The sequence below is a fragment of the Rathayibacter sp. AY1F4 genome (genome assembly GCF_002931775.1).
Taxonomy (GTDB): domain Bacteria; phylum Actinomycetota; class Actinomycetes; order Actinomycetales; family Microbacteriaceae; genus Rathayibacter.
On record NZ_PSVE01000009.1, the window covers coordinates 95,758 to 116,650 of the forward strand.

The following is a 20,893-nucleotide window of genomic DNA, read 5'->3' on the forward strand; positions in this document are numbered from 1 at the left end:
CGTTGCGAGTGCGGCCGGCGAGGACCTCGGCGACCAGATCGCCCAGCTGCGCGAGCATCCGGTTGCCGGCGGCGGCGCGGAGGGCGGGGAGGAGGGTCGGTGTCATGAGCGTCCTTGGTCGAGCCGACGGCCAGCGGCCGGCTTTTGTCCGACATAACCTGCGTGTGTCCCGATCATGCCCGAAGATCGGCCGGGGCGCGACTCCGGCGATGGCAGGATGACCGCATGCCCGCGCCGACGCCCTCGCTGCACCACTCGGTGCTGGACGAGCTCGGTTCGCAGATCGTGCGCGGCGAGCTCGCGCCGGGCACCACCTTCAGCGCCGACGAGCGTGCGGAGCGGCGCGGGGTCTCCCGCTCGGTGATGCGGGAGGCCGTGCGCGTCCTCGAGACGCTCGGGCTCGTGACGTCCCGCCGCCGCGCGGGGACGCGGGTCCAGCCTCCGGAGTGCTGGAACGCCCTGGACACGCGTGTCGTCGCATGGGGACTGGACGGCCCGGACCGGCGGCGCCAGCTGCACCAGCTCAGCGAGCTCCGACTCGGGGTGGAGCCGCTCGCCGCCCGGCTCGCCGCGGCGAACGCGACCGAGGAGCAGCGGCGGGCGCTCACGGAGGCGGGCGACGCCCTCTCCACCCACTCCCGCGCAGCCGACCAGTCCGCCTACCTCGCCGCCGACACCGCCTTCCACCGCTCCCTCCTGGCCGCGTCCGGCAACCGGATGCTCGCGCAGCTGGGCGATCTGGTCGCCGAGGTCCTCGCCGGCCGCACTCGCAACGCGCTCATGCCGCGCGAGGCCGACTCCACCGCGGTGCGGCTGCACCGGGCGGTGGCCGCCGCCGTCGCCTCGGGCGACGCGGACGCTGCGGAGGCCGCGATGCGGGCGATCGTCGAGGAGTCGGACCGGGCGGTGCAGGAGAGCTGACGGGGTTGCACCCCCGCAGCGCCGCGCGCACAGTGGAGCGCATGGTCGAGGGATACACGTCCGCGCAGGTGCGGGCCGCCGAGGCTCCGCACCTGGCCCGGCGGGAGCCGCTGATGCAGCGCGCCGCCGACGGCCTCGCCCGCGAGCTGCGTCTCGTGCTCGCCAGGCGCTCCGACCGCTCCCGTCCGGGCTCGGTGCTCGTCCTGGTCGGTCCGGGCGACAACGGCGGTGACGCGCTCTACGCGGCCGCCGAGCTCTCCTCCTCCGGGACCGACGTCGTCCTCGTCCTCACGGCCGAGCGGGTGCACCGCCGGGGCCTCGCCGTGGCGCTCGACGAGGGCTGCGGGCAGGTGCCGGCCGACGACGCGCCCGGCCTCGCCGCGGCGGTGGCGCGGGCGGATGTCCTGGTCGACGGGATCCTCGGCATCGGAGCGACGGAGCCCGCGCTGCGGGGGCGGCCGCGCGTCGTCGTCGAGGCGGTGCTCGACGCGCTGGAGCGGCGGGCCGAGCGCCCGGTGGTCGTCGCGGTCGACCTGCCGAGCGGAATCCATCCCGACGACGGGTCGGTCCCCGATCCCACCGTGCTGCGCGCCGATGTGACGGTCGCCTTCGGCGCGATCAAGGCCGGTCTGCTGCTGCCTCCGGGCGACTCCTACGCGGGCCGTCTGCGCCTGGTCGACATCGGCCTCGGCCCGGACCTGGCCGGAGTGGAGCCCGCGGTCCGCGAGTGAGCGAACGGCTCAGGAGGGAGCGAGGAGGTGCGCCTTCTCGGGGTGCTGCTCGAACCACTGCCCGACGTACCAGCACATCGGCACGACGCTCCGCCCGCCGGCGGCCTCGATGTCGTCGACGGCGAAGGAGACCAGCTCCCCTGCGAGCCCGCGGCCGCGGAAGGGCGGAGTCGTGAAGGAGCGGACGAGGGAGACGCTGCCGGGCGCCTCGCGGTAGTCGAGAACGCCCACCAGGGCGCCGTCGAGGTGGAGCTCGTAGCGCGACGCGTCGTCCGCCCGGCGGAAGTCCTTGGCCATGCCTCCAGAGTAGGACGGCCCGGACGGATCAGGCCTCGTCGCCGAGCATCTCGCCGTCGACGTAGAGCCAGCGACCGTCCTCGCGCAGGAAGCGGCTGCGCTCGTGCACGAGGCCGGGGCCGGCGGGCGAGCGGTAGGAGGCGCGGAACTCGACCAGGCCCTCCTCGTCGCCCTCCCCGCCGAACGAGATGTCGACGATCTGGAGCCGGCGCCACTGGACGTCGGGATCGAGGTCGATGCGGCGCGGCCGGGTCGAGGGGTGCCAGCTCGCGAGCAGGTAGGGGGCGCTGCCGAGGACGTTCGCGCTGTAGCGGCTGCGCATCAGGCGCTCCGCCGTCGGCGAGGGCTCCTCGCCGAGGTGGGCGGGGCGGCAGCAGTCGGCGTAGTGGCGGCGGCTTCCGCAGGGGCAGGAGTCGGCGGGATGCATCCGGCCAGTGTGGCAGGCGATGCGGCGCCCCCGGCCCGGCGCGGCTCCGGCGAGCGCCGCGACTCCCCGGGCCGTCCAGGTGTGCATCCCCTCCACATCCGCTCCGCCGCCTTGAGGGTGCCGCCGGATCCCGGCAACGTGGCCCCCTCATCGACCACGGACGGAAGGAACGACCCGATGCTCACGCTCACCGACAACGCCAGCACCGTCGTCAAGACCATCACCGGGCAGACCGAGACCCCCGTCGAGGGAGGCCTGCGCATCAGCGGCACCGATCTCGACGCCCGCAACTTCGCTGTCGCGGTCGCCGCGGCCCCCGAGACGACGGACGCCGTCGTGGAGCAGGACGGCGCGCGCGTGTTCCTCGACGTCGCCGCCTCCGTCGCTCTCGGCGACAAGGTCCTCGACGCGCAGGTGGACGAGGGCGGCTCCGTCAGCTTCGGGATCGCTCCCCAGGACTGACCCCGTCGACATCGGAGGCCGCCCCCACCGCAGTGCGGGAGGGCGGCCTCCGTCGTCCCAGGATCAGGAGAGGATGTCGCGGGTGGTGAAGCGGACGATCGCGAGGGACCCGAACACGGCGACGTAGGCGAGCTGGAGCAGCGCGTTCTCGCCGAAGGAGCTCCACGCGATCGGGTCGCGCAGGAGGTCGGCGAAGTCGAACCACCGGTCGGTCAGCAGGAACGGGTGGAGGGCGTCCAGCTGCGAGAGCGAGCCGACGATCTGCGCCGCGATGGAGACGACGACGGTGGCCGCCATGGCGCCGACCGGCACATCGGTCAGCGTCGAGATGAAGAGGCCGATCGCCGAGAGCCCGACCAGCGAGAGCGCCGCGTACACGGCGATCGCCAGGGCCCGGCCGACCGCGTCGCCGAGCGGGACGGTGCTGCCGGAGAGCAGCGTCACCGGTCCCGCCGGGAAGAGCGCCAGGCCGATCAGGATCCCGACCACCATGACGGTGAGTGCTGCGGCGAGGCAGAAGGCGAGGGAGGCGGCGAACTTCACCGCGAGCAGCCGCACGCGGCCGACGGGGCTGACCAGCAGGTAGCGCAGCGTCCCGAGCGAGGCCTCGCCCGCGATCGCGTCGCCGGCGACGACCCCGACCGTGAGCGGGAGGAACAGCGGGACGGCGACCGTGATGGCCGCGAAGCCGGTGAAGAGGCCGTTGCCGGCGATCGCGCCCACGAAGGACGGCCCGCCTCCGTCGCCGCCCGAGAGCCGCACCGCGACGGCGAGCAGGATCGGGATGGCGGCCAGGGCCGCGAGCAGCGCCCACGTGCGGCGCCGGCGGAAGAGCAGGGCGAGCTCGGAGGCGAGCAGGGACCCGATCCCCGCGCGGCGGACGGTCGCGTCAGCGCTCGACATCGAAGCCCTCCCCGGTCAGCTCGACGAAGCGCTCCTCGAGCGAGGGGCGGCGGACGGCGAATCCGCGGACGCGGACGTCGGCCCGCACGAGGTCGGCGACCAGCGTCTCGGCCTCGAGCCCGGGCGGCAGTGCGGCGACGACCAGCGGCGGATCGGCGGGGTGAGGGCCCGGCGCGGTGCGCGGCTCCAGACCCCGGGTGTGCAGGGCCACGATCGCGCGCTCGCGGTCGGGCGTCAGCAGCTCGACCGAGGCGGCGTCCCCGCGCAGCTCGTCGAGCCCGCCCTGGGCGACGAGGCGCCCGGTGCGCATGACGGCGGCGTGGGTGCAGAGCTGCTCGATCTCGGCGAGGAGGTGGCTGGAGACGAGGACGGTCGTGCCGTCCTGGTTCAGTCCGCGCACGAGAGCGCGGACCTCGCGGGTGCCCTGCGGGTCGAGGCCGTTCGTGGGCTCGTCCAGCACGATCAGGTCGCGCGGCGAGAGCAGGGCGACCGCGATGCCGAGCCGCTGCTTCATGCCCAGGGAGTAGGAGCCGACCTTCTTGCGCGCCGCGGCCGAGAGACCGACGCGGGCGAGGGCCTCCTTCGCACGGGTGTCGCGGGTGCGGGACGAGGTGCCCGCCTCCGCGGCGTCGAAGCGCCGGAGGTTGGCCGCTCCGGAGAGGAACGGGTAGAAGCCCGGCCCCTCGACCAGCGCCCCCACCCGGGGCAGGACCTCGGCCGCGCGCCGGGGCATGGCCTGCCCGAGGACGGTGATGCTGCCCGCGGTCGGCGCGGCGAGGGCGAGCAGCATCCGGATCGTCGTGGTCTTGCCCGAGCCGTTCGGGCCGAGGAAACCGAAGACGGCGCCGCGGGGAACGGCGAGGTCGAGACCGGAGACCGCCTCCTGGCGCCCGAAGCGCTTGGTGAGGCCCCGCGTCTCGACTGCGAGCTCGCCCGCCGTCACCGAGCGGAGGCCGCGTCGCGGAGCGTCTCGGCCGGGACCGCGCCGGCGAGGACGCGTCCGTCGTCGGTGACGAGGACGGTCAGCAGGGCGGAGGAGAGGACGCGGCCGCCGTCGACCGGCGTGGTGACCGCGTCGAGCGAGGAGAGCGCGTCGGCGTCACCGGCGGGCAGCTCGACGACGCTCGTCCAGCCGGCGCCCGTGGTGACGACGTCCGAGTGCCCGGTGGTGTCCGCGGCGGGCGCGTCGGAGGCGTCCGCCGCGTCGTCGACCGGAGCGGCCTGCTCCGTCACCTCGGCGCCGGCCGGGGGCGTGAAGGAGAAGAGGGACGCGTCGGGCGTCGAGAAGTCGATGCTCGTGTACGCGACGCTGAACGCGGGCGCGGTGCCCCCGCGGGCGGTCACGGCCACTCCGAGCGGAAGGCCCGTCTCGCCGTCGACCGAGACGGTCACGGAGCCCACGAGGGTGCCGCCGTCGCGGGGCGTGAGCACGAGCTCGTACGCGTCGCGCCCGGCGACGCTGACGTCCGAGCCGACCGCGACCGTGGTCGTCGGGTCGATCGCGGCGAGCAGCTGCTCGGCGGCGGACGACGGCGTCACGACCTGATCGCCCGGCGAGGCCTCGGGGGCTCCGCCCGCGGGAGGCACGAGGTGGGTGGCGGTGTTCGCGCTCGAGTCGTAGATCCAGACTCCGTCGGTCGTCGAGGCGACGACGTCGCGCTCGGCGAGCCGGTCGAGCACCTGGAGGCGCGCGCCCTTCTCGGCGTCGACGTACACGCGCGCCTGGTGCGAGCCGGTGGCGAGCTCGACGAGGGAGTCGGCGGGGTCGGCGGACGCCGAGCCGGCGGAGCCGTCGAGCGCCGAGAGGTCGGGCAGGCCGAGGTCCGAGGTCTGCTGGATCTCGCCGGAGAACGCCGTGGCGTCGCTCTCGGCGACGAAGGCGAGGAGGTCGGCGGCGGACTTCTCGGGGAGATCCCCCGCGGCGCTCGCCGAGAGGGGGAGGGCGACGGCCGCGGCGACGACGACCGCGGGGACGACGGCGACGGGCGTCCAGCGCTTCCAGTCAATGCTCATGCCGGGAACGCTACGCCTCGAACCTCCGCGGCGGGCCCGGAACGTCCCGGTCCACAGCCTTCCGGAAGGGGGTGCGGGCGGAGACCGCGGCCGGGATGATCAGGGCATGGACCTCCCGTTCGCGCTCCCCCTCGCCCCGATGCTCGCCAAGGCCGTTCCGGCGGTGCCGGAGCAGACCGCCGTCGCGGGCGGATACTCCTACGAGCCGAAGTGGGACGGGTTCCGCGCGATCGTCTCGGTCGCCGGCGGGGAGTGCGAGATCGGGAGCCGCGGCTCCAAGCCGCTGACCCGGTACTTCCCCGAGCTCGTCGAGGCCTTCCTCCGGCTGCTCCCCGACGGCTGCGTGCTCGACGGCGAGATCGTCCTGGCGACCGGCGAGCCGGGAGCGCAGCGGCTCGACTGGGACCTGCTCTCGCAGCGCATCCATCCGGCCGCGAGCCGCGTGAGGATGCTGGCGGAGACCACCCCGGCGATGCTCGTCGCCTTCGACCTGCTCGCCGTGGACGGGCGCAGCATGCTCGAGGAGCCGTACTCGGCGCGGCGGGAGGCGCTCGCCGCGGTGATGGCCGGCGTCCCACATCCGCTGCACCTCGGCCGCGCCACCGACGACGAGGCCCTGGCGCGCGACTGGCTGGAGCGCTTCGAGGGCGCAGGACTGGACGGCGTCGTGGCGAAGCCCCTGGCCGCGCCCTACTCCCCCGGGAAGCGCGCCGTGCTCAAGGTCAAGCACCACCGCACGGCCGACGTGATCGCGATCGGGTACCGCGAGCACGCCTCCAAGCCGGGCGTGGGCTCGATCCTGCTCGGCCTGCACGGCGACGACGGAGAGGTCCGTCAGGTCGGCGGGGCCTCGGCCTTCAGCGACGAGCGACGCGTGCAGCTGCTGGAGGAGCTCGCACCCGCGGTCGAGCGCGACGCGGAGGGAGCACCGGTGCGCGGCGAGGGCGAGCGGAGCCGGTTCTCGAGCGGCCGCGACACCTCCTTCGTGCGCCTGCGTCCCGAGCTCGTGCTCGAGGTCCGCTACGACCAGCGCGAGGGCGACCGCTTCCGGCACACCGTGCAGTTCGAGCGCTGGCGCCCGGACCGCGACGCCGCCTCCTGCACCGTGGAGCAGCTGGAGCAGCCGACCGCGTACGACCTCGGCGACGTCCTCGGCTAGGCCTTCTTCGCGCGGCTGGGCTGCACGCGGGGCGGCTCGCCCGGCATCTTGGGGAAGTCGGGCGGGAACGGCAGCTCGCCGAGGCCGGCGGCGACATCGCGCTCCCACCAGCCGAGCAGGGCGTCGAGGCGGCCGGGGGCGTCGTGCATACGGGCCCACGGATCACCGCGCTCGGCGAGGCGCACCGGGACCGTGCGGATCGTGAAGGCCCGCGGGTCGACGCCGTCGAGCTCGTCCCAGTCCAGCGGAGTGGAGACGGGAGCGTGCGCGAGCGGCCGCGGGCTGTAGGCACCGGCGATCGTGCGGTCACGGTTGGCCTGGTTGAAGTCGACGAAGATCCGCTCGCCGCGCTCCTCCTTCCACCACGCCGTCGTGACCTGCTCGGGCATCCGCCGCTCCAGCTCGCGCGCCGCGGCGATCACCGCGTGGCGGACGTCGAGGAACTCGTGCTCGGCGACGATCGGCGCGAAGACGTGCAGGCCACGGTTGCCGGACGTCTTCACGAACGGGTCGAGGCCGGCCTCCCGCAGGACCTCCCGCAGCGCGTGCGCGGCGACGACCGCGTCGGCGACGTCGGTGCCGGGCTGCGGGTCGAGGTCGATCCGGAGCTGGTCGGGCAGGTCGGGCGCATCGGCGCGGGACGCCCACGGGTGGAAGACGACGGTGTTCATCTGCGCCGCCCAGACGGCGGCCGCGGGCTCGTCGATCACGAGCTGCGGATGCACGCGCCCGCTCGGGTACGTCACCGGGACGGACCGGACGTACTCGGGCGCGCCCTTGGGCGGGTTCTTCGAGAAGAACTGCTCGCCCTCGATCCCGGAGGAGAAGCGCTGCAGCGAGACGGGGCGGCCGCCGTTCGCCGCGACGAACGGCTCGCCGACGGCGATCAGGTACTCCGCGACCTCGCGCTTGGTGATGCCCGGCTCCGGGAAGAGCACTCGCTCAGGGCTCGAGATCCGCACCTCCCGGTCGCCGTGCGGTCCGGGGACGGTGAGGACGACGGCGTCGCTGCTGGGCATCTGCTGAGGCTAGCCCGCGGCGCCGCCCGGCGACAGGGGTCCGCCGGGGCGCCGCCGCAGCCGGATCGGGCCCTTCGCCCGCGAGGGGTCGACGACCTGTCCGCCCTGCACGATGTCGATCTCGCCCCGGTCGACCAGGCGGCGCGCGGCCCGGCGCACGGGCTCCATCAGCGGCCGCCACTCCTCGCCGCCGACCCGGCGCGCGACCTCGGACGGGCACGCCGTCGACGACGCCGCTCGCGCGAGCAGGACGGTGCGGATCTCCTCCTCGAGCCGCGCCTCCTCCGGTCCGACTCCGCGACGGCGGCAGGCGTCCGAGCAGTAGCGGACGTCCTCCCAGTCCCGTGCCCACTTCGCGCGCCACTCGATCTCGCGACCGCAGGAGGCGCAGGTCTTGCTCTCGGGATGCGCGGTGGACGTGCGCTGACGGTGGGCCATGCCCTCGAGTCTGCGCGCAGACCGCGGCCGCGGCGACGGGTTGCGCTGAGGGCGAGCGACGGGCGCGTGGAGGCCGGCGCCGACGACGGGCACCCGATCCGGCGTGATCGGGAACAGGGAGCGGCGGATCGGCGTTCCCCGAGGTGGCGGCGTCATACTCCGCAATGGGGCGGCCCTCCCCCGGCCGGTGCGCCAGTCTGGAGGGGCCGTGCTGCGGCGCGACGGCGGGCCACCACCCCGTGCCGCACCCTCGATCGATCAGGAGTCTCCGATGAGCCGCGAGAACCTCGCCACCACCCCGGACCGCGAGCCGGAGCACCGCGCCTTCGCCGGACTCTCCCCGGAGGACTTCAAGCTCGCGTTCCGCAACCACGCCGCCGGAGTCGCGCTGATCACCGCCGACCCGGGCACCGGCCCGGTCGCCCTGACCGCGACCTCCGTCTTCTCGGTGAGCGCCGAGCCGCCGCTGTTCGTCTTCTCGCTCTCGTCCGCCTCGTCCAGCTCTCCGGCCATCCAGGCGTCCGAGACGCTGGTCGTGCACCTGCTCGGGGCGGAGCAGCTCGACCTGGCGCGTCTGGGCTCGACCAGCGGCATCGACCGCTTCGCCGACACGTCGCTCTGGTCGCGGCTGCCCACGGGCGAGCCGTTCTTCCCGGGCGCCGCCGCCTGGATCCGCGGCACGGTGATCAACCGCATGGAGGCGGGATCGTCCACGATCGTCGCCGTGCACGCCCTCGAGGCCCACGTGCCCGAGGACTCCGAGACCACGGCGCCGCTCGTCTACCACAACCGCACCTGGCACCACCTCGGCGAGCACTCCCGCCTCAGCTGAGCTCCGCGGGCGCTCCGGAGCAGGCGGTTCAGGCCTCCGGGCCGGTCGCCACCGTCCGGCCCGGCGTGCTCGACCACTGCGACCAGGAGCCCGGGTAGAGCGCCGGTGCGAAGCCCGCGAGCGTGAGCGCGACGACGTCGACCGCGGCCGAGACGCCGCTGCCGCAGTACACGCCGACGGGGGCGTCCTCCCGCACGCCGAGCGCCCCGAATCCCGCGCGCAGGTCCGAGGCGGGCCGGAACCGCCCCTCGGAGTCGAGCGCCGCGGACGCCGGAGCGTTCCGAGCGCCGGGGATGTGGCCCGCCCGCGGGTCGATCGGCTCGACCTCGCCGCGGTACCGCTCAGGGGCGCGGGCGTCGAGCAGGACGCCCGCCGAGGGCAGCGCCGCCGCCTCGTCGATGTCCAGCACCGGGAGCCGACCGTAGGCCAGCTCGACGTCGCCCCGCTCGCGCGGGACGTCGCCCGTCTCGAGCTCCCGCCCCGAGCGGATCCAGCCGGCGAGCGACCCGTCGAGCAGGCGGACGTCCTCCACTCCCGTCGCCCGCAGCAGCCACCAGGCCCGCGCGGCCGGGACGCTCTGCGCGTCGTCGTACACGACGACGGACCGGCCTCGGCGGAGCCCCCAGCCGCACGCCGCCTCCTGCAGCACCTCGATCGGAGGCAGCGGGTGGCGCCCCTCCTCCGGCTCGCCGTGGGCGGCCAGCTCGTGATCGAGGTCGACGTGCACCGCGCCGGGCAGGTGGCCCGCGAGGTACTCCGGGCGGCCGTCGGGCCGGTCGAGGCGCCAGCGCACGTCGAGGACGAGCGGCGGCTCTGTGGAGGCCATGAGCTCGGCGAGCTCGTCGGGGGTGACCAGCAGGCTCTCGCGGCTGGAGGGGGTCGTCGGGGTCATGGCGTCCTTCCGATCCGCGTCGTCGGCGGAGTCCTGCCTCAGCATGCCGGGTCGCCCGGCGGCGCGGGAGCTCGGGCGGCAGCGGAGCATCAGTGCGCAAGGCGCCTTGTCGATGGTCGTCCGCCGCGGAGCCTCTCGCGCAGGCGGGCCGTCTTCGCCACTCGATACCCGCGAGCGTGGCCCGGAGGTCTGCAGGGGACCGCTCGGGCCTGAGAGAGGAGGGGGAGGCTCTCGTCGTCGGAGGACGGCCGAAGGCCCGCCCTCCGTCAGGGGCGGGGCGGGCCTTCGCACACGATCGGATGCGATTTCGGAGTGTCAGTACGGGTAGTCCTCGCAGGCGACACCGTTCGGAGGACGGTTCTCGTCGAGTCGGGCGAAGTCGCCGTACCACTGCGCCCAGTACTCCAGGAACGCCTGCGCCTCCTGCTGGCTGCTGAAGTCCCGGCAGTCCCGATCGGCGGGACGCGGGGGCGGATTGCCGCCGGGCGCCGGTGCCGGCGCTGGCGCCGGCGCCTGCGTGCTCGCCCAGAGCGCGCGGCCCTGCGGCGAGTAGATCACCAGGTTGCCGTCGTTCTGCATGACCATCCGGGAGCCCGGGCTGCCCGCCGTGCCGGACTGCCAGCGCGCTCCGCCGGAGCCCGCGTAGACCACGGCGTTGCCGTCGGACTGCATCTCGAGCCGGTTGCCGCCTCCGGATGTGCCGGCCGCCCAGCGGGCCGAGCCGCGCGAGTAGACGACGAGGTTGCCGTCGCCCTGCATGACCGCCTCGCTCCCTCCGTCGGAGGAGCGCAGCAGCTGTCCGGAGGTGAGCCGGCTCCCGGAGGAGAGGGTGTCCCGGACGGCGGGCGCGGGCGGCGCCGGAGGGGTGTCGCTCGCCCACAGCGCGCGGCCCGAGGCGGAGTAGACGACCAGGTTGCCGTCGTTCTGCATCTGCAGGCGGGATCCCGGGTTGCCCGCCGTACCCGAGGCCCAGAGGGGTCGGCCCGAGGCGGAGGTGACCACGGCGTTGCCGTCGGACTGCATCGAGAGCGTCTCGCCCTCGCCCTGGGTGCCGGCGCCCCAACGGACGTCCCCCCGCGAGTAGACCGCGAGATTGCCGTCGCCCTGCAGGGAGGCGCGGGACCGGCCGTCCGGCGAGGTGAGCTGCTGTCCCCGGCTGAGCCGCGAGCCGGAGGAGAGGACGTCGCGGATCTCGGGCGCGCGCGAGGTCGAGCTCGCCCAGAGCGGCCGTCCGGAGGCGGCGGTGATCACCAGGTTGCCGTCGTTCTGCATCCGCATCCGCGCGCCCGGGTTCCCGGGCGTTCCCGCCTGCCAGCGCACGCCGGACCCGGGGGCCGAGACCACCGCGTTCCCGTCGGTCTGCATCGCGAGGCGGTTGCCCGCTCCGGAGGTGACGGAGCTCCAGCGCGGCGATCCGTCCACGTAGACGACGAGATTGCCGTCGCTCTGCATCGCGGCGCGCGAGCGGCCGTCCGAGGCGGTCAGCTGCTGTCCCGGAGCGAGCTCGCGCCCGCTGTCGAGGACGTCGGCGATCGGCTCCGGCTCGGGCTCCTGCTCATCGGCCGAGGACCAGGCCGTGTCCCCGTTCGGGCGGACGAGCACGAGCTGCCCGTCGTCCTGGATGAGGGCGAGCGCGCCGGTCTCTCCCGCGGTCCCGGACGCCCAGACGGGCGTGCCGGAGCCGGTCACGACGACGAGGTTGCCGTCCTCCTGCATCCGCACCGTGGTCGCTCCGGAGCCCTGGGTCCTGGTGCTCCAGACGGGGCGGCGCCCGGCGTCGTAGATCACGGCGTTGCCGTCCGCCTGCATCTCGAAGCTCGCGGAGTCTCCGTTCGAGAAGATGCGCTCCCCCGCGTCGAGCGAGTCGCCGCCGAGGAGGGCGTTCGTGTAGGTCTGCGATCCGCGCGCCTCTGCGGGCGGAGTCTCCCCCGGGACGAAGGCGGTCGGAGTCTCGGCGACGGTCTGCGTCGCGAGGGCAGACGGCGCCAGAGCGGCGGAACCGCCCGCGGCGAGCAGGCAGGCGAGGGCCATCGCCGCGAGGCGATGAGGAGGTCGTGGCACGGAGAGCCCTTTCGGAGGCGGCGGCGGCGGAAGCCGGGGTCGAGCGGAGCCTGGCACGCGCTCGCCACGGCCGTCCATCCGGGCCGCGCGGAACTACTCAGCCGGAGCGGGCGATCCGCGCCGGCTGCGCGGGCGCCGCCTCCGGACCACGGAGCCTCCGGCCGGCTCGCACGCCCCGGTCGGGGTTGTCGGCGATCGACGCGGATCGACGGAGGACGTGCTCCCACGGCCGGAGCGCACCCCGCGCGTGCGGCCGGAGCGCACCCCGCGCGGGCGCCCCGGGAGGCGGCTCGGACCTCCCGCGGCACGGAGGAGGTCCCCGTTCCTCCTAAAATCGGAGGCATGTCGAAAGTGTTGAGCAGTCTGCCCGTGGGCGAGCGTGTCGGAATCGCATTCTCGGGAGGCCTCGACACATCCGTCGCCGTCGCCTGGATGCGCGAGAAGGGCGCGGTGCCCTGCACGTACACGGCCGACATCGGCCAGTACGACGAGCCCGACATCGAGAGCGTCCCGTCCCGCGCGGCCCAGTACGGCGCCGAGATCTCGCGCCTCGTCGACGCGAAGAGCGCGCTGGTCGAGGAGGGACTCGTCGCCCTGCAGTGCGGCGCCTTCCACATCCGCTCCGGCGGCAAGACGTACTTCAACACCACCCCCCTCGGCCGCGCCGTGACCGGCACCCTCCTCGTCCGCGCCATGCGCGAGGACGGCGTCGACATCTGGGGCGACGGCTCGACCTACAAGGGCAACGACATCGAGCGGTTCTACCGCTACGGCCTGCTCGCCAACCCCCGCCTGCGCATCTACAAGCCCTGGCTCGACGTGCAGTTCGTCAACGAGCTCGGCGGCCGCACCGAGATGTCGGAGTGGCTGGTCGCCCGCGGCTTCCCCTACCGCGACGCCACCGAGAAGGCCTACTCGACCGACGCCAACATCTGGGGCGCCACCCACGAGGCCAAGCGCCTCGAGGAGCTCTCCAGCGGCCTCGAGCTCGTCGAGCCGATCATGGGTGTCGCGTCGTGGCGCGACGAGGTCGAGATCGCCTCCGAGGTCGTCTCGGTGCGCTTCGAGGCCGGCCGCCCAGTCGCGCTGAACGGCGTCGAGTTCTCGGACGCCGTCGCGCTCGTGCTCGAGGCGAACGCGATCGGCGGACGCCACGGGCTCGGCGTCTCGGACCAGATCGAGAACCGGATCATCGAGGCCAAGAGCCGCGGCATCTACGAGGCCCCCGGCATGGCGCTGCTGCACATCGCCTACGAGCGCCTGCTGAACGCGATCCACAACGAGGACACCGTCGCCCAGTACCACTCGGAGGGCCGCCGTCTCGGCCGCCTGATGTACGAGGGCCGCTGGCTCGACCCGCAGTCGCTGATGCTGCGCGAGTCCATCCAGCGCTGGGTCGGCTCGGCCGTCTCCGGGGAGGTCACCCTGCGCCTGCGTCGCGGCGACGACTACACGATCCTGGACACGACCGGCCCCGCGCTGAGCTACCACCCCGACAAGCTCTCGATGGAGCGGGTCGGCGACGCCGCCTTCGGCCCCGAGGACCGCATCGGGCAGCTCACGATGCGCAACCTCGACATCGCCGACTCCCGCTCGCGGCTCGAGCAGTACGCGGCCGCCGGCCTCGTCGGCGGTCCGACCGCCGAGCTCGTCGGCGAGCTCGAGATCGGCGAGGCCGACGCGATCACCGAGGGCGGCGGGTCCGCAGCGGCCGATGCGCTCGGACGCGCCACCGACCTGGCCTCGGAGGGTGCGGCGTTCGACGCCGGTACCGACTGACCCCGCCCGCCCGACGCCCCCGCGCGCATCCGTCCCACCGGGACGCGAGGCGCACGGGGGCGTCGTGCCGTGCGGGCCGACCCGGCGCGCCGGGTGCGAGGGCGGGCTGGCGCGAGAGCGGTGCTCCGGCGTTCGTCGCGCCGGCCGTCAGGGCGCGGAGGACCGGACGAGCGCGAGCGCGGCGTCCACGGTGGCGAGCGACTGCGCCGGATCGACGCGGGCCAGCACGAGCGCGGCCACCAGGAGCGACACGAGGACGTCCGCCTGAGCCGACGCCCACGCCTGCGCGTCGGGCCAGCGGGCCAGCGCTCCGGCGCGCAGTGCGCCCAGCAGCTCGGCCCGGTAGTCGGCGATCACCTCGCGCACGGCGTCGTCGCGCGCGATCGGCGCGCCCGCGGCGTTGAGCAGCAGGCAGCCGCTCCTCGCGGAGAGCGTGCGGGAGTCGGCGAGCGCCGCCCGCAGCCCGGCGAAGTACTCCTCGAGCGCCGTCGGCGACGCCCCTCGCGGATCGACGAGCGGGGCGAGCCGGGGCCGCACCACCTCGTCGAGGTAGCTCTGCACGGCAGCGTCGAAGAGCCCGCGCTTGCTGCCGAAGGCGTGGTAGAGGCTGGAGCGGCGCAGTCCGGTCGCGGACTCCAGGTCCGGGAGCGACGCCTCCTCGAAGCCGCTCTCCCAGAAGACGGCGCGGGCGGCGCGGACGACCTGCTCGGTGTCGAAGCCCTGCGTGCGACCCACGGTGCTCCTCCTGAGGGGTGACAGCTGCGGCGCCGCACTGGCGCGGACCGCTCGCTCCAGTATATTGTGGACTGGTCGTTACACAATCGGTGCGGAGCCCTCCGCATCACGACCATCGCCTGGAGGCCCGCCGTGATCGTTCTCGGACTGGTGCTCGCCGCTCTCGCCGCGGCGCTGCACGTCTACATCTTCGTGCTCGAGTCGGTCCTCTGGACGACCTCGCGCGCCCGATCGACGTTCGGCACGACCGCCGGCGAGGCGGAGGCGACGAAGGAGATGGCCTACAACCAGGGCTTCTACAACCTCTTCCTCGCCGTCGTCACCGTGGCGGGCATCGTCGCCGTCGCGATCGGCGCCACCGCCGTCGGCGCGGCCCTCGTGTTCGCCGGCGCCGGATCGATGGTCGCCGCAGCACTCGTCCTGCTCCTCTCCGCTCCGACCAAGCGCCGCGCCGCGCTGACCCAGATGACCCCGGGTCTGCTCGCCCTGATCGCTCTCGCCGTCGGCCTCTCACTCTGATCCCCTCCGCTCCACCACCACGAAAGGTCCTATGAGCACCGTCACCAGCACCCAGATCCAGCTCGTCCGCCGCCCCGACGGCTGGCCCGTCGCCGAGGACTTCCGGACCGCGACCGTCGAGTACGGCGATCCGGCCGCGGGCGAGATCCGCGTCGAGAACGCCTTCCTCTCGGTCGACCCCTACATGCGCGGCCGCATGAACGACGTGAAGAGCTACACCCCGCCGTTCGCCCTCGGCGAGACCATGACCGGCGGTGCCGTCGGCCGGGTGACCGTCTCCGACGACCCCGCGTTCCCCGTCGGCAGCGCGGTCCTGCACCAGCTCGGCTGGCGCGACGTCGTGCAGGCCGAGTCGTCGCAGTTCCGCGTCGTCCCCGAGATCCCCGGAGTGCCGCTCTCGCTCCGCGTCGGCATCCTCGGGATGACCGGACTCACCGCGTACGTCGGGCTCACCGCCATCGCGGGCATGAAGGAGGGCGACACCGTCTTCGTCTCGGGCGCCGCGGGAGCCGTCGGCTCGGCCGCCGGTCAGATCGCGCGCCTCCTCGGAGCCGAGCGGGTCGTCGGATCCGCGGGCTCGGCCGAGAAGGTCGCCCTGCTGACCGAGAAGTACGGCTACGACGCCGCCTTCGACTACCACTCCGGCCCGGTCCGCGAGCAGCTGGCCGAGGCCGCGCCCGACGGGATCGACGTGTACTTCGACAACGTCGGCGGCGACCACCTCGAAGCGGCCCTCGACGCCTTCCGCGACGGCGGCCGCGCGGCGCTCTGCGGAGCGATCGCCGGCTACAACAGCACCGAGAAGACGCCCGGCCCCGACAACATGGCGAACATCATCACCCGCGGTCTCACGCTGCGCGGATTCACGCTGTCCGGCTACCTCGACCACGCGCCGGAGTTCAACCGGCTGATGGCCGGCTGGTTCGCCGACGGAGAGATCGCCTACGACGAGACCGTCGTCGACGGCATCGACCACGCCGTGGACGCGTTCCTCTCGATGATGCGCGGCGGCAACACCGGGAAGATGGTCGTCCGCGTCTAGCGCCGACCCCGGTGCGGCGGGCGCGAGGAGGGGCACCTCCGGACGCCCGCCGCATCCGTCCTCCGCCTCCCTGACCGGGACCTCCGAGAATGCTCGCGGATCCGCGGGGCCGATCGGTCCGGGCGGTGGCAGACTGCGGACATGAGCACGTTCTCGCACCGGACCGGCGCCTCCGCGCTGGCAGCAGCAGCACTCGTCCTCGTCCTCTCCGGCTGCGCGGGCAGCGGCGGAGCCCCGTCCGCGCGGACGCCGCTCCCGACGCCGACCGCGACCGCGACCTCTTCGCCGACTCCCGCTCCGACGCCGACTCCCACCGTGACCGTGACGGTCACGGCGACCCCCGAGCCCTCGTCGACCGGTTCTCCCGCCGCGGATCCGGCGGCGGCGCGCTGCACGGGCTCCGACCTGACGATGGAGTACCGCCCCGACCCCGACGCGTCGGGTGCCGGGAACAGCGCCTTCGACCTCGTGCTCACCAGCACCTCCTCCTCGGACTGCGCTCTCGCGGGCATCCCCGGCGTCTACGCGACCGACGCCGACGGGAACCGGATCAGCGCGGTCGCCGACGCGTCCGGCCCGAACCCCGATGCTCCCGTGATCCTCGTCCCCGGCGCCCGGGCGGACGTCCGGGTCGCCTGGCACTCCCCCGGCGCCTACGGCTGCGCGGTCGGGACCTCCGCGTTCCTCGTCGCCGAGGTCCTCGACGCCCCGGACGGCGCGGTCCGCGCCCCGGCCGAGCTCCAGGTGTGCACCGACGACACCGTGATGATGGACGCCTCCGCCTACGCGCTGCTCTGAGCCCTCCCCGAGCGCGCACGCCTCCCGAGCGGCCCGCTCACCGGGCGCGACCCCTTGACCGGGCGCGGCGCAGCCGGGACCCTCGCACTACACGTCCCCACCCCACCCCGGAGGTCACCATGAAGGTCGGCTCACTCGTTCTCCGTCTCGCCGTCGGCGGGCTCTTCGTCGGACACGGTCTGCAGAAGCTGCGGGGCTCGTTCGACGGCCCCGGCCTCGACGGCACCGAGCAGATGATGTCGAGCCTGGAGATGCACCCGGCCCGGCGCAACGCCGTCGCCGCAGCGGTGACCGAGACGGCCGGAGGCGCCGCTCTCGCCCTCGGCGCCGCGACTCCGCTCGCCGCCGCCGGACTCGTCGCCACGATGGTCACCGCCGTGCGCAAGGTGCACTGGAGCAACGGCCTGTGGAACGCGGGCGGCGGGTGGGAGTACAACGCCGTCCTCGTCGCGGCGACGGCCGCGATCGTCGCGGACGGCCCTGGCGCGCTCTCGTTCGACGCCCTGTTCGGCAAGCGCAAGTGGGGAGCCGGCTGGGCGCTGTTCGCCCTGATCGGCGGAGCGGCTGCGTCGACCGCCCTGATCGAGGCCGGGCGACGCGCCGCGCCGGTCGGAGCGGGCACCTCCGGCTCCGACGACGGCGGGTCGGACGACGACGGCGCCGACTCGACCGCCTCGTAGCCCCGCTCCGCCGCACTGTGCGGGCGCGGTAGCGTCGGAGGCGTGACCGAGACACGCGCCTCCGACCCCGACCGCTCCGAAATCGACGCGCTCGCCCTCTGGCTCGCCGCGGTCGAGCGCCTCGACGCTCAGGACGACCCGGACGGCGTCGTCGAGCGGATGCGCGTCCTCGCAGCCCGCTACCCGGGACACGACGGAGTCGCCGCTTTCGAGCTGGGAGGCGCCCTCGACAGCGCGGGACACGAGGCGGAGGCGGCGGTCGAGTACGAGCGCGCTCTCGCAGACGGTCTGGATGACGAGCGGCGGGCGCGGTTGACGATCCAGTACGCCTCGACACTCCGGAACCTCGGCCGCACCGACGAGGCGATCGACCTCCTCGCCGGCGCCGCTGCGCACCCCGCGGTGGGCTCCGCGCGGGAGGTGTTCCTCGCGCTCGCCCTGCACAGCGCCGGGCGCGTCGACGAGGCCCTGCGGATCGCGCTGGAGGCGCTGGCTCCGGGGCTCCCCCGGTACCAGCGCTCCGTCCGCGCCTACGCCGCCGCCCTCACCGACTCCGAGCAGTAGCGCGGGCGGCTCCTCCACACGGAGGCTCGGCGCGGCGAGCGCTGAGCCTCCATGGGCGCCGACTCAGTCCTCGAGCAGGATCGCGTCGATCTGACACATCGCCTGGCGGAGTCCCTCCTCCATGCCCATCTGGACCATCTGCTCGAGCTGCTCGACCGACTCGAAACGGCTGCTGAGGACCATCCGCGTGCGCCCCGGCCCGATCTCGTCGAGGGTGACCGTGGCCCGGGTGATCCCCAGCGCGTCGACCGGGTCGCCGCGCTCGTCGGCGAAGCCGTCCTCGAACTCGAACCGCGTCGGCTCCTCCACCCGGGTCACGCGCCACCAGCCGCGCGCCTGCTCGCCGTCCGGTCCCGTCATGACGTAGGCGCTCCGTCCGCCCTCGACCGGCTCGTGCCGCTCGAAGGTCGCCGGCCAGGTCGGCGGCCCCCACCAGCGCTCGAGGCGGCGCGGATCCGTCCAGAGGAGCCAGACGCGCTCGATCCCCGCGTCGAACTCGGCGGTCACGGTCAGGGTCAGTTCCTCGATGTCCTTCACGGACTGCAGCACGCTCATCGCACCTCTCCCTCCAGCAGATCCCGCGCGCCGGTCGGCTCGCGGGTGTCACTCCTCGTCGAGGAGGTCCGACATGCGGTCGATCCTCCCCGCCCACAGCTGCTCGTAGGCGTCGAGCAGGCGCGACGCCCGCCGCACTGCGGCGACCTCGCCCTGCACCAGCTGCTCCCGCCCGCTCCTCCGCTTGCGGACGAGTGCCGCCCGCTCGAGGACGGCCACGTGCTTCTGCACCGCCGCGAACGACATCTCGTAGCGCGCCGCGAGTGCGGAGACGGACTGCTCGCCGACCAGCACCCGGGCGACGATGTCGCGGCGGGTGCTGTCGGCCAGCGCCCGGAAGAGCAGGTCGATATCGGCGTCCATACGTACAACCATGTGGTTGCACATTAGGGCCGTCCCCTCCCCCGCGCAAGAGCATCCGTCTCCGGGGCGAGCGCACCGGCCGGCGCCCGACCTCAGGCGCTCGCGGCATCGAGGGCCTCGGCAGCGGCCGCGAGCACCCAGTCCGGCAGGGGGCGGGCCGCGAACAGCGAGGCGTAGAGCCGGGCCATCGAGTCGTCGGGGTCGAGCCGCAGCGCCTCGTCGAGGTGGAGCCCCGCGAGGCTCGAGACTCCCCTCGCCCACCAGCACCACGCGAGAACGGTGAGCACAGAGGAGCGCGCCTCCTCCGGCGCCAGCGCGGCGGCGCGGGCGAGGAGCCCGGTCGCCCGCGCCAGACGGCCGCGCTCCGGAGCACTCCCGCTGCCGAGCAGCAGGGCCGACAGCTCGAGGTCATGGTCGTCGTCCGTTCCGGCGCGGGCGTCGCGCACCGCGCCGGGCGGCACTCCCATTCCCGCCTGCGGGCTCCGCGCGATCTGCACGGTCACCCGGTCTCGGAGGGGCGGCGACTGCAGGGTCCGCACGATCAGTCCTTCGCGGCGGACGTCCCGCGGTCCGCTGAGCCAGCGCTCGACGAGCCGTTCCGTGTCGCCGACCAGGGGCGGCCGGCGAAGCACCTCCGCGACGAGCGCGCGATCCTCCTCGACGACCGGCGGCAGCACGGAGAGCGCGTCGATGTCCAGAGGCTCGTCGGCCACCGCTCGGGCGAGGACGCCGGTCTCGCTCCGCTCGATCTCGAGGAGCGGACGTGGCCTGCGGCACTCCTCGGCGTCCGTGTAGCGCCCCCACCCGTCGGCGGCGATGCAGGCTGCGGCGATGATGTCCAGGCGCGTGCGCTCCAGGCGCCGGAGCACCGCGCGGCCGAGGTCGAGATGCGGGATCCCCCGCTCCTCGGCGTAGCCCGCACGGGTGCAGACCACCACCAGCACACCGGTGGCCCGCGGCATCGTCTCCATCATGGCCGCGCAGCCGCCCGCCAGCGCCTCCGCCTCCATCCCGCGCAACGTCTCCGGGAGCGGGATCCGGAAGCCGCCTCCGGCGCGCGTGCCGAGGAACGGCACCACCACGACGGACTCCTCCGGACGGATGCCGATGATGGAGGGGACGGCCGCCAGGAGGTCCTGGATCGCGCTCGCCCGCAGGACTTCGGGATCGCGGCGGCGGGACGGAGGAGCAGGGGTTCGCTGTGTGGATGTCATGTCCGACACCCTGCTCGCGTCGCCGGCGGCGCGAGATCCCGCCGGCCCGGACCGGGGAGAACCGGAGCGGATCGGCGCCTGTGGAGGAGCGCCCGGGGCCGGCGGCTCAGCCGGCCGCGGGAGCCCGCAGCACCTTCGCCTTCGGCCGTCCCTTCGCGATCTCGTCGATCAGCTTGTCGAGGTACCGGATGCGCTGCATCAGCGGATCCTCGATCGTCTCGACCCGCACGCCGCAGATCACCCCCGTGATCGCCGAGGCCTGCGGAGGCAGGCGCGCCGCCGCGAAGAACTCCTCGAAGGTCGTCCTGCTCTCGAGGTGCCGGGCCAGCTCCTCGTCCGAGAAGCCGGTGAGCCAGCGGACCGCCTCGTCGACCTCCTCCCTCGTCCGGCCCTTGCGCTCCGCCTTCGCCACGTAGAGGGGGTGCACGTCGGCGAACGCCACGGAGAAGATCCTGCTCATGGCCGGGAAGCGTACTCGCGCGACGCCCG

The 20,893-nt window shown here is 74.3% G+C and carries 25 protein-coding genes; 11 read left to right on the plus strand and 14 right to left on the minus strand.

Going from position 1 to position 20,893, the window contains the following annotated elements; translation table 11 throughout:
• Positions 1 to 225: 225 nt before the first annotated feature.
• Together C5C59_RS07665 and C5C59_RS07670 are read left to right on the plus strand one after the other, a co-directional pair.
• The gene (locus C5C59_RS07665) at positions 226 to 921 is read left to right on the plus strand and encodes a FadR/GntR family transcriptional regulator (RefSeq protein ID WP_104225394.1); all 696 of its coding nucleotides are present in this window, start codon (positions 226 to 228) and stop codon (positions 919 to 921) included.
• A 41-nt stretch (positions 922 to 962) separates the two neighbouring features.
• Positions 963 to 1,652, plus strand: coding sequence for an NAD(P)H-hydrate epimerase (locus C5C59_RS07670; RefSeq protein ID WP_104238595.1), 690 nt, complete (start codon positions 963 to 965; stop codon positions 1,650 to 1,652).
• Between the two features lie 9 nt (positions 1,653 to 1,661).
• On the opposite strand, the gene C5C59_RS07675 is transcribed toward C5C59_RS07670, so the two are convergent.
• Both C5C59_RS07675 and C5C59_RS07680 read right to left on the minus strand, forming a co-directional pair.
• Positions 1,662 to 1,949 carry a GNAT family N-acetyltransferase gene (locus C5C59_RS07675; RefSeq protein ID WP_104222554.1) on the minus strand — a complete coding sequence of 96 codons (288 nt, stop codon included), beginning with the start codon at positions 1,947 to 1,949 and terminating at the stop codon, positions 1,662 to 1,664.
• A gap of 28 nt (positions 1,950 to 1,977) precedes the next feature.
• Complete coding sequence (locus tag C5C59_RS07680) at positions 1,978 to 2,376, minus strand: YchJ family protein (RefSeq protein ID WP_104233402.1); 399 nt, start codon at positions 2,374 to 2,376, stop codon at positions 1,978 to 1,980.
• A 177-nt stretch (positions 2,377 to 2,553) separates the two neighbouring features.
• Here C5C59_RS07680 and C5C59_RS07685 point away from each other — a divergent pair, with 177 nt between their 5' ends.
• Positions 2,554 to 2,838, plus strand: a complete 285-nt coding sequence (locus C5C59_RS07685) for a hypothetical protein (RefSeq protein ID WP_104222553.1) — start codon at positions 2,554 to 2,556, stop codon at positions 2,836 to 2,838.
• A 63-nt stretch (positions 2,839 to 2,901) separates the two neighbouring features.
• Here the strand turns inward: C5C59_RS07685 and C5C59_RS07690 are convergent, their stop codons facing one another.
• The 3 genes from C5C59_RS07690 to C5C59_RS07700 are packed head-to-tail and all read right to left on the minus strand — an operon-like array spanning position 2,902 to position 5,754.
• On the minus strand, positions 2,902 to 3,741 hold the full coding sequence (locus tag C5C59_RS07690) for an ABC transporter permease (protein ID WP_104238594.1): 840 nt from the start codon (positions 3,739 to 3,741) through the stop codon (positions 2,902 to 2,904).
• Positions 3,728 to 4,684, minus strand: coding sequence for an ABC transporter ATP-binding protein (locus C5C59_RS07695; protein ID WP_104238593.1), 957 nt, complete (start codon positions 4,682 to 4,684; stop codon positions 3,728 to 3,730). The genes C5C59_RS07690 and C5C59_RS07695 overlap by 14 nt, the downstream gene beginning before the upstream one ends.
• Positions 4,681 to 5,754 (minus strand): DUF2092 domain-containing protein, encoded by a 1,074-nt coding sequence (locus tag C5C59_RS07700; protein ID WP_104238592.1) that lies wholly within the window; start codon positions 5,752 to 5,754, stop codon positions 4,681 to 4,683. Before C5C59_RS07700 ends, C5C59_RS07695 begins: the two co-directional genes overlap by 4 nt.
• Positions 5,755 to 5,860: 106 nt before the next feature.
• Between C5C59_RS07700 and C5C59_RS07705 the strand changes: the two genes are divergently transcribed.
• Positions 5,861 to 6,913 carry an ATP-dependent DNA ligase gene (locus tag C5C59_RS07705; RefSeq protein ID WP_104238591.1) on the plus strand — a complete coding sequence of 351 codons (1,053 nt, stop codon included), beginning with the start codon at positions 5,861 to 5,863 and terminating at the stop codon, positions 6,911 to 6,913.
• Here C5C59_RS07705 and ligD read toward each other — a convergent pair.
• Both ligD and C5C59_RS07715 read right to left on the minus strand, forming a co-directional pair.
• A complete protein-coding gene (gene ligD, locus C5C59_RS07710) occupies positions 6,910 to 7,932 on the minus strand; it encodes a non-homologous end-joining DNA ligase (protein WP_181067935.1) in 1,023 nt (340 codons plus the stop codon). The two genes, C5C59_RS07705 and ligD, sit on opposite strands and share 4 nt — an antisense overlap.
• A 9-nt stretch (positions 7,933 to 7,941) precedes the next feature.
• The gene (locus tag C5C59_RS07715; protein ID WP_104233370.1) at positions 7,942 to 8,370 is read right to left on the minus strand and encodes a DUF2256 and DUF3253 domain-containing protein; all 429 of its coding nucleotides are present in this window, start codon (positions 8,368 to 8,370) and stop codon (positions 7,942 to 7,944) included.
• A 271-nt stretch (positions 8,371 to 8,641) separates the two neighbouring features.
• On the opposite strand from C5C59_RS07715, the gene C5C59_RS07720 reads away from it, so the two are divergent.
• A complete protein-coding gene (locus C5C59_RS07720) occupies positions 8,642 to 9,202 on the plus strand; it encodes a flavin reductase family protein (RefSeq protein ID WP_104222547.1) in 561 nt (186 codons plus the stop codon).
• A 28-nt stretch (positions 9,203 to 9,230) separates the two neighbouring features.
• Here the strand turns inward: C5C59_RS07720 and C5C59_RS07725 are convergent, their stop codons facing one another.
• Both C5C59_RS07725 and C5C59_RS07730 read right to left on the minus strand, forming a co-directional pair.
• On the minus strand, positions 9,231 to 10,094 hold the full coding sequence (locus tag C5C59_RS07725; RefSeq protein WP_104238599.1) for a sulfurtransferase: 864 nt from the start codon (positions 10,092 to 10,094) through the stop codon (positions 9,231 to 9,233).
• 315 nt (positions 10,095 to 10,409) lie between these two features.
• Entirely contained in the window at positions 10,410 to 12,125 is a 1,716-nt protein-coding gene (locus C5C59_RS07730) for a hypothetical protein (RefSeq protein ID WP_181134858.1), read from the minus strand.
• 372 nt (positions 12,126 to 12,497) lie between these two features.
• On the opposite strand from C5C59_RS07730, the gene argG reads away from it, so the two are divergent.
• A complete protein-coding gene (gene argG, locus C5C59_RS07735) occupies positions 12,498 to 13,934 on the plus strand; it encodes an argininosuccinate synthase (protein WP_104222545.1) in 1,437 nt (478 codons plus the stop codon).
• Between the two features lie 147 nt (positions 13,935 to 14,081).
• On the opposite strand, the gene C5C59_RS07740 is transcribed toward argG, so the two are convergent.
• Positions 14,082 to 14,669 (minus strand): TetR/AcrR family transcriptional regulator, encoded by a 588-nt coding sequence (locus C5C59_RS07740; protein WP_104238589.1) that lies wholly within the window; start codon positions 14,667 to 14,669, stop codon positions 14,082 to 14,084.
• A 132-nt stretch (positions 14,670 to 14,801) separates the two neighbouring features.
• Between C5C59_RS07740 and C5C59_RS07745 the strand changes: the two genes are divergently transcribed.
• From C5C59_RS07745 to C5C59_RS07765, 5 genes are all read left to right on the plus strand, one after another.
• Complete coding sequence (locus C5C59_RS07745) at positions 14,802 to 15,188, plus strand: DUF1304 domain-containing protein (RefSeq protein WP_104238588.1); 387 nt, start codon at positions 14,802 to 14,804, stop codon at positions 15,186 to 15,188.
• A gap of 31 nt (positions 15,189 to 15,219) precedes the next feature.
• The gene (locus C5C59_RS07750; protein WP_104238587.1) at positions 15,220 to 16,230 is read left to right on the plus strand and encodes an NADP-dependent oxidoreductase; all 1,011 of its coding nucleotides are present in this window, start codon (positions 15,220 to 15,222) and stop codon (positions 16,228 to 16,230) included.
• 141 nt (positions 16,231 to 16,371) lie between these two features.
• A complete protein-coding gene (locus C5C59_RS07755) occupies positions 16,372 to 17,028 on the plus strand; it encodes a DUF4232 domain-containing protein (RefSeq protein ID WP_104238586.1) in 657 nt (218 codons plus the stop codon).
• A gap of 119 nt (positions 17,029 to 17,147) precedes the next feature.
• Complete coding sequence (locus tag C5C59_RS07760; protein WP_104238585.1) at positions 17,148 to 17,708, plus strand: DoxX family protein; 561 nt, start codon at positions 17,148 to 17,150, stop codon at positions 17,706 to 17,708.
• Positions 17,709 to 17,750: 42 nt separating this feature from the next.
• Positions 17,751 to 18,272: a tetratricopeptide repeat protein gene (locus tag C5C59_RS07765; RefSeq protein WP_258062647.1), complete on the plus strand. Its 522-nt coding sequence runs from the start codon at positions 17,751 to 17,753 to the stop codon at positions 18,270 to 18,272.
• Positions 18,273 to 18,335: 63 nt separating this feature from the next.
• Here the strand turns inward: C5C59_RS07765 and C5C59_RS07770 are convergent, their stop codons facing one another.
• The 4 genes from C5C59_RS07770 to C5C59_RS07785 form a co-directional block, all read right to left on the minus strand.
• Entirely contained in the window at positions 18,336 to 18,827 is a 492-nt protein-coding gene (locus tag C5C59_RS07770) for an SRPBCC domain-containing protein (protein WP_104238584.1), read from the minus strand.
• 48 nt (positions 18,828 to 18,875) lie between these two features.
• The gene (locus C5C59_RS07775; RefSeq protein ID WP_374953892.1) at positions 18,876 to 19,190 is read right to left on the minus strand and encodes an ArsR/SmtB family transcription factor; all 315 of its coding nucleotides are present in this window, start codon (positions 19,188 to 19,190) and stop codon (positions 18,876 to 18,878) included.
• 92 nt (positions 19,191 to 19,282) lie between these two features.
• Positions 19,283 to 20,404: a DUF4192 family protein gene (locus C5C59_RS07780; RefSeq protein WP_104251254.1), complete on the minus strand. Its 1,122-nt coding sequence runs from the start codon at positions 20,402 to 20,404 to the stop codon at positions 19,283 to 19,285.
• Positions 20,405 to 20,510: 106 nt separating this feature from the next.
• Positions 20,511 to 20,864: a DUF2200 domain-containing protein gene (locus tag C5C59_RS07785; protein WP_104238582.1), complete on the minus strand. Its 354-nt coding sequence runs from the start codon at positions 20,862 to 20,864 to the stop codon at positions 20,511 to 20,513.
• Positions 20,865 to 20,893: the final 29 nt, after the last annotated feature.

What these genes read in the sequence shown, in the direction of transcription:
- C5C59_RS07675 (WP_104222554.1), bottom strand. Translation starts at nt 1,949, where the DNA reads ATGGCCAAGGACTTCCGCCGGGCGGACGACGCGTCGCGCTACGAGCTC.
- C5C59_RS07760 (WP_104238585.1), top strand. Translation starts at nt 17,148, where the DNA reads ATGAAGGTCGGCTCACTCGTTCTCCGTCTCGCCGTCGGCGGGCTCTTC.
- C5C59_RS07785 (WP_104238582.1), bottom strand. Translation starts at nt 20,864, where the DNA reads ATGAGCAGGATCTTCTCCGTGGCGTTCGCCGACGTGCACCCCCTCTAC.
- C5C59_RS07730 (WP_181134858.1), bottom strand. Translation starts at nt 12,125, where the DNA reads ATGGCCCTCGCCTGCCTGCTCGCCGCGGGCGGTTCCGCCGCTCTGGCG.
- ligD (WP_181067935.1), bottom strand. Translation starts at nt 7,932, where the DNA reads ATGCCCAGCAGCGACGCCGTCGTCCTCACCGTCCCCGGACCGCACGGC.
- C5C59_RS07770 (WP_104238584.1), bottom strand. Translation starts at nt 18,827, where the DNA reads ATGAGCGTGCTGCAGTCCGTGAAGGACATCGAGGAACTGACCCTGACC.
- C5C59_RS07700 (WP_104238592.1), bottom strand. Translation starts at nt 5,754, where the DNA reads ATGAGCATTGACTGGAAGCGCTGGACGCCCGTCGCCGTCGTCCCCGCG.
- C5C59_RS07715 (WP_104233370.1), bottom strand. Translation starts at nt 8,370, where the DNA reads ATGGCCCACCGTCAGCGCACGTCCACCGCGCATCCCGAGAGCAAGACC.
- C5C59_RS07720 (WP_104222547.1), top strand. Translation starts at nt 8,642, where the DNA reads ATGAGCCGCGAGAACCTCGCCACCACCCCGGACCGCGAGCCGGAGCAC.
- C5C59_RS07780 (WP_104251254.1), bottom strand. Translation starts at nt 20,404, where the DNA reads ATGACATCCACACAGCGAACCCCTGCTCCTCCGTCCCGCCGCCGCGAT.
- C5C59_RS07750 (WP_104238587.1), top strand. Translation starts at nt 15,220, where the DNA reads ATGAGCACCGTCACCAGCACCCAGATCCAGCTCGTCCGCCGCCCCGAC.
- C5C59_RS07665 (WP_104225394.1), top strand. Translation starts at nt 226, where the DNA reads ATGCCCGCGCCGACGCCCTCGCTGCACCACTCGGTGCTGGACGAGCTC.
- C5C59_RS07705 (WP_104238591.1), top strand. Translation starts at nt 5,861, where the DNA reads ATGGACCTCCCGTTCGCGCTCCCCCTCGCCCCGATGCTCGCCAAGGCC.
- C5C59_RS07685 (WP_104222553.1), top strand. Translation starts at nt 2,554, where the DNA reads ATGCTCACGCTCACCGACAACGCCAGCACCGTCGTCAAGACCATCACC.
- C5C59_RS07725 (WP_104238599.1), bottom strand. Translation starts at nt 10,094, where the DNA reads ATGACCCCGACGACCCCCTCCAGCCGCGAGAGCCTGCTGGTCACCCCC.
- argG (WP_104222545.1), top strand. Translation starts at nt 12,498, where the DNA reads ATGTCGAAAGTGTTGAGCAGTCTGCCCGTGGGCGAGCGTGTCGGAATC.
- C5C59_RS07680 (WP_104233402.1), bottom strand. Translation starts at nt 2,376, where the DNA reads ATGCATCCCGCCGACTCCTGCCCCTGCGGAAGCCGCCGCCACTACGCC.
- C5C59_RS07690 (WP_104238594.1), bottom strand. Translation starts at nt 3,741, where the DNA reads ATGTCGAGCGCTGACGCGACCGTCCGCCGCGCGGGGATCGGGTCCCTG.
- C5C59_RS07755 (WP_104238586.1), top strand. Translation starts at nt 16,372, where the DNA reads ATGAGCACGTTCTCGCACCGGACCGGCGCCTCCGCGCTGGCAGCAGCA.
- C5C59_RS07775 (WP_374953892.1), bottom strand. Translation starts at nt 19,190, where the DNA reads ATGGACGCCGATATCGACCTGCTCTTCCGGGCGCTGGCCGACAGCACC.
- C5C59_RS07670 (WP_104238595.1), top strand. Translation starts at nt 963, where the DNA reads ATGGTCGAGGGATACACGTCCGCGCAGGTGCGGGCCGCCGAGGCTCCG.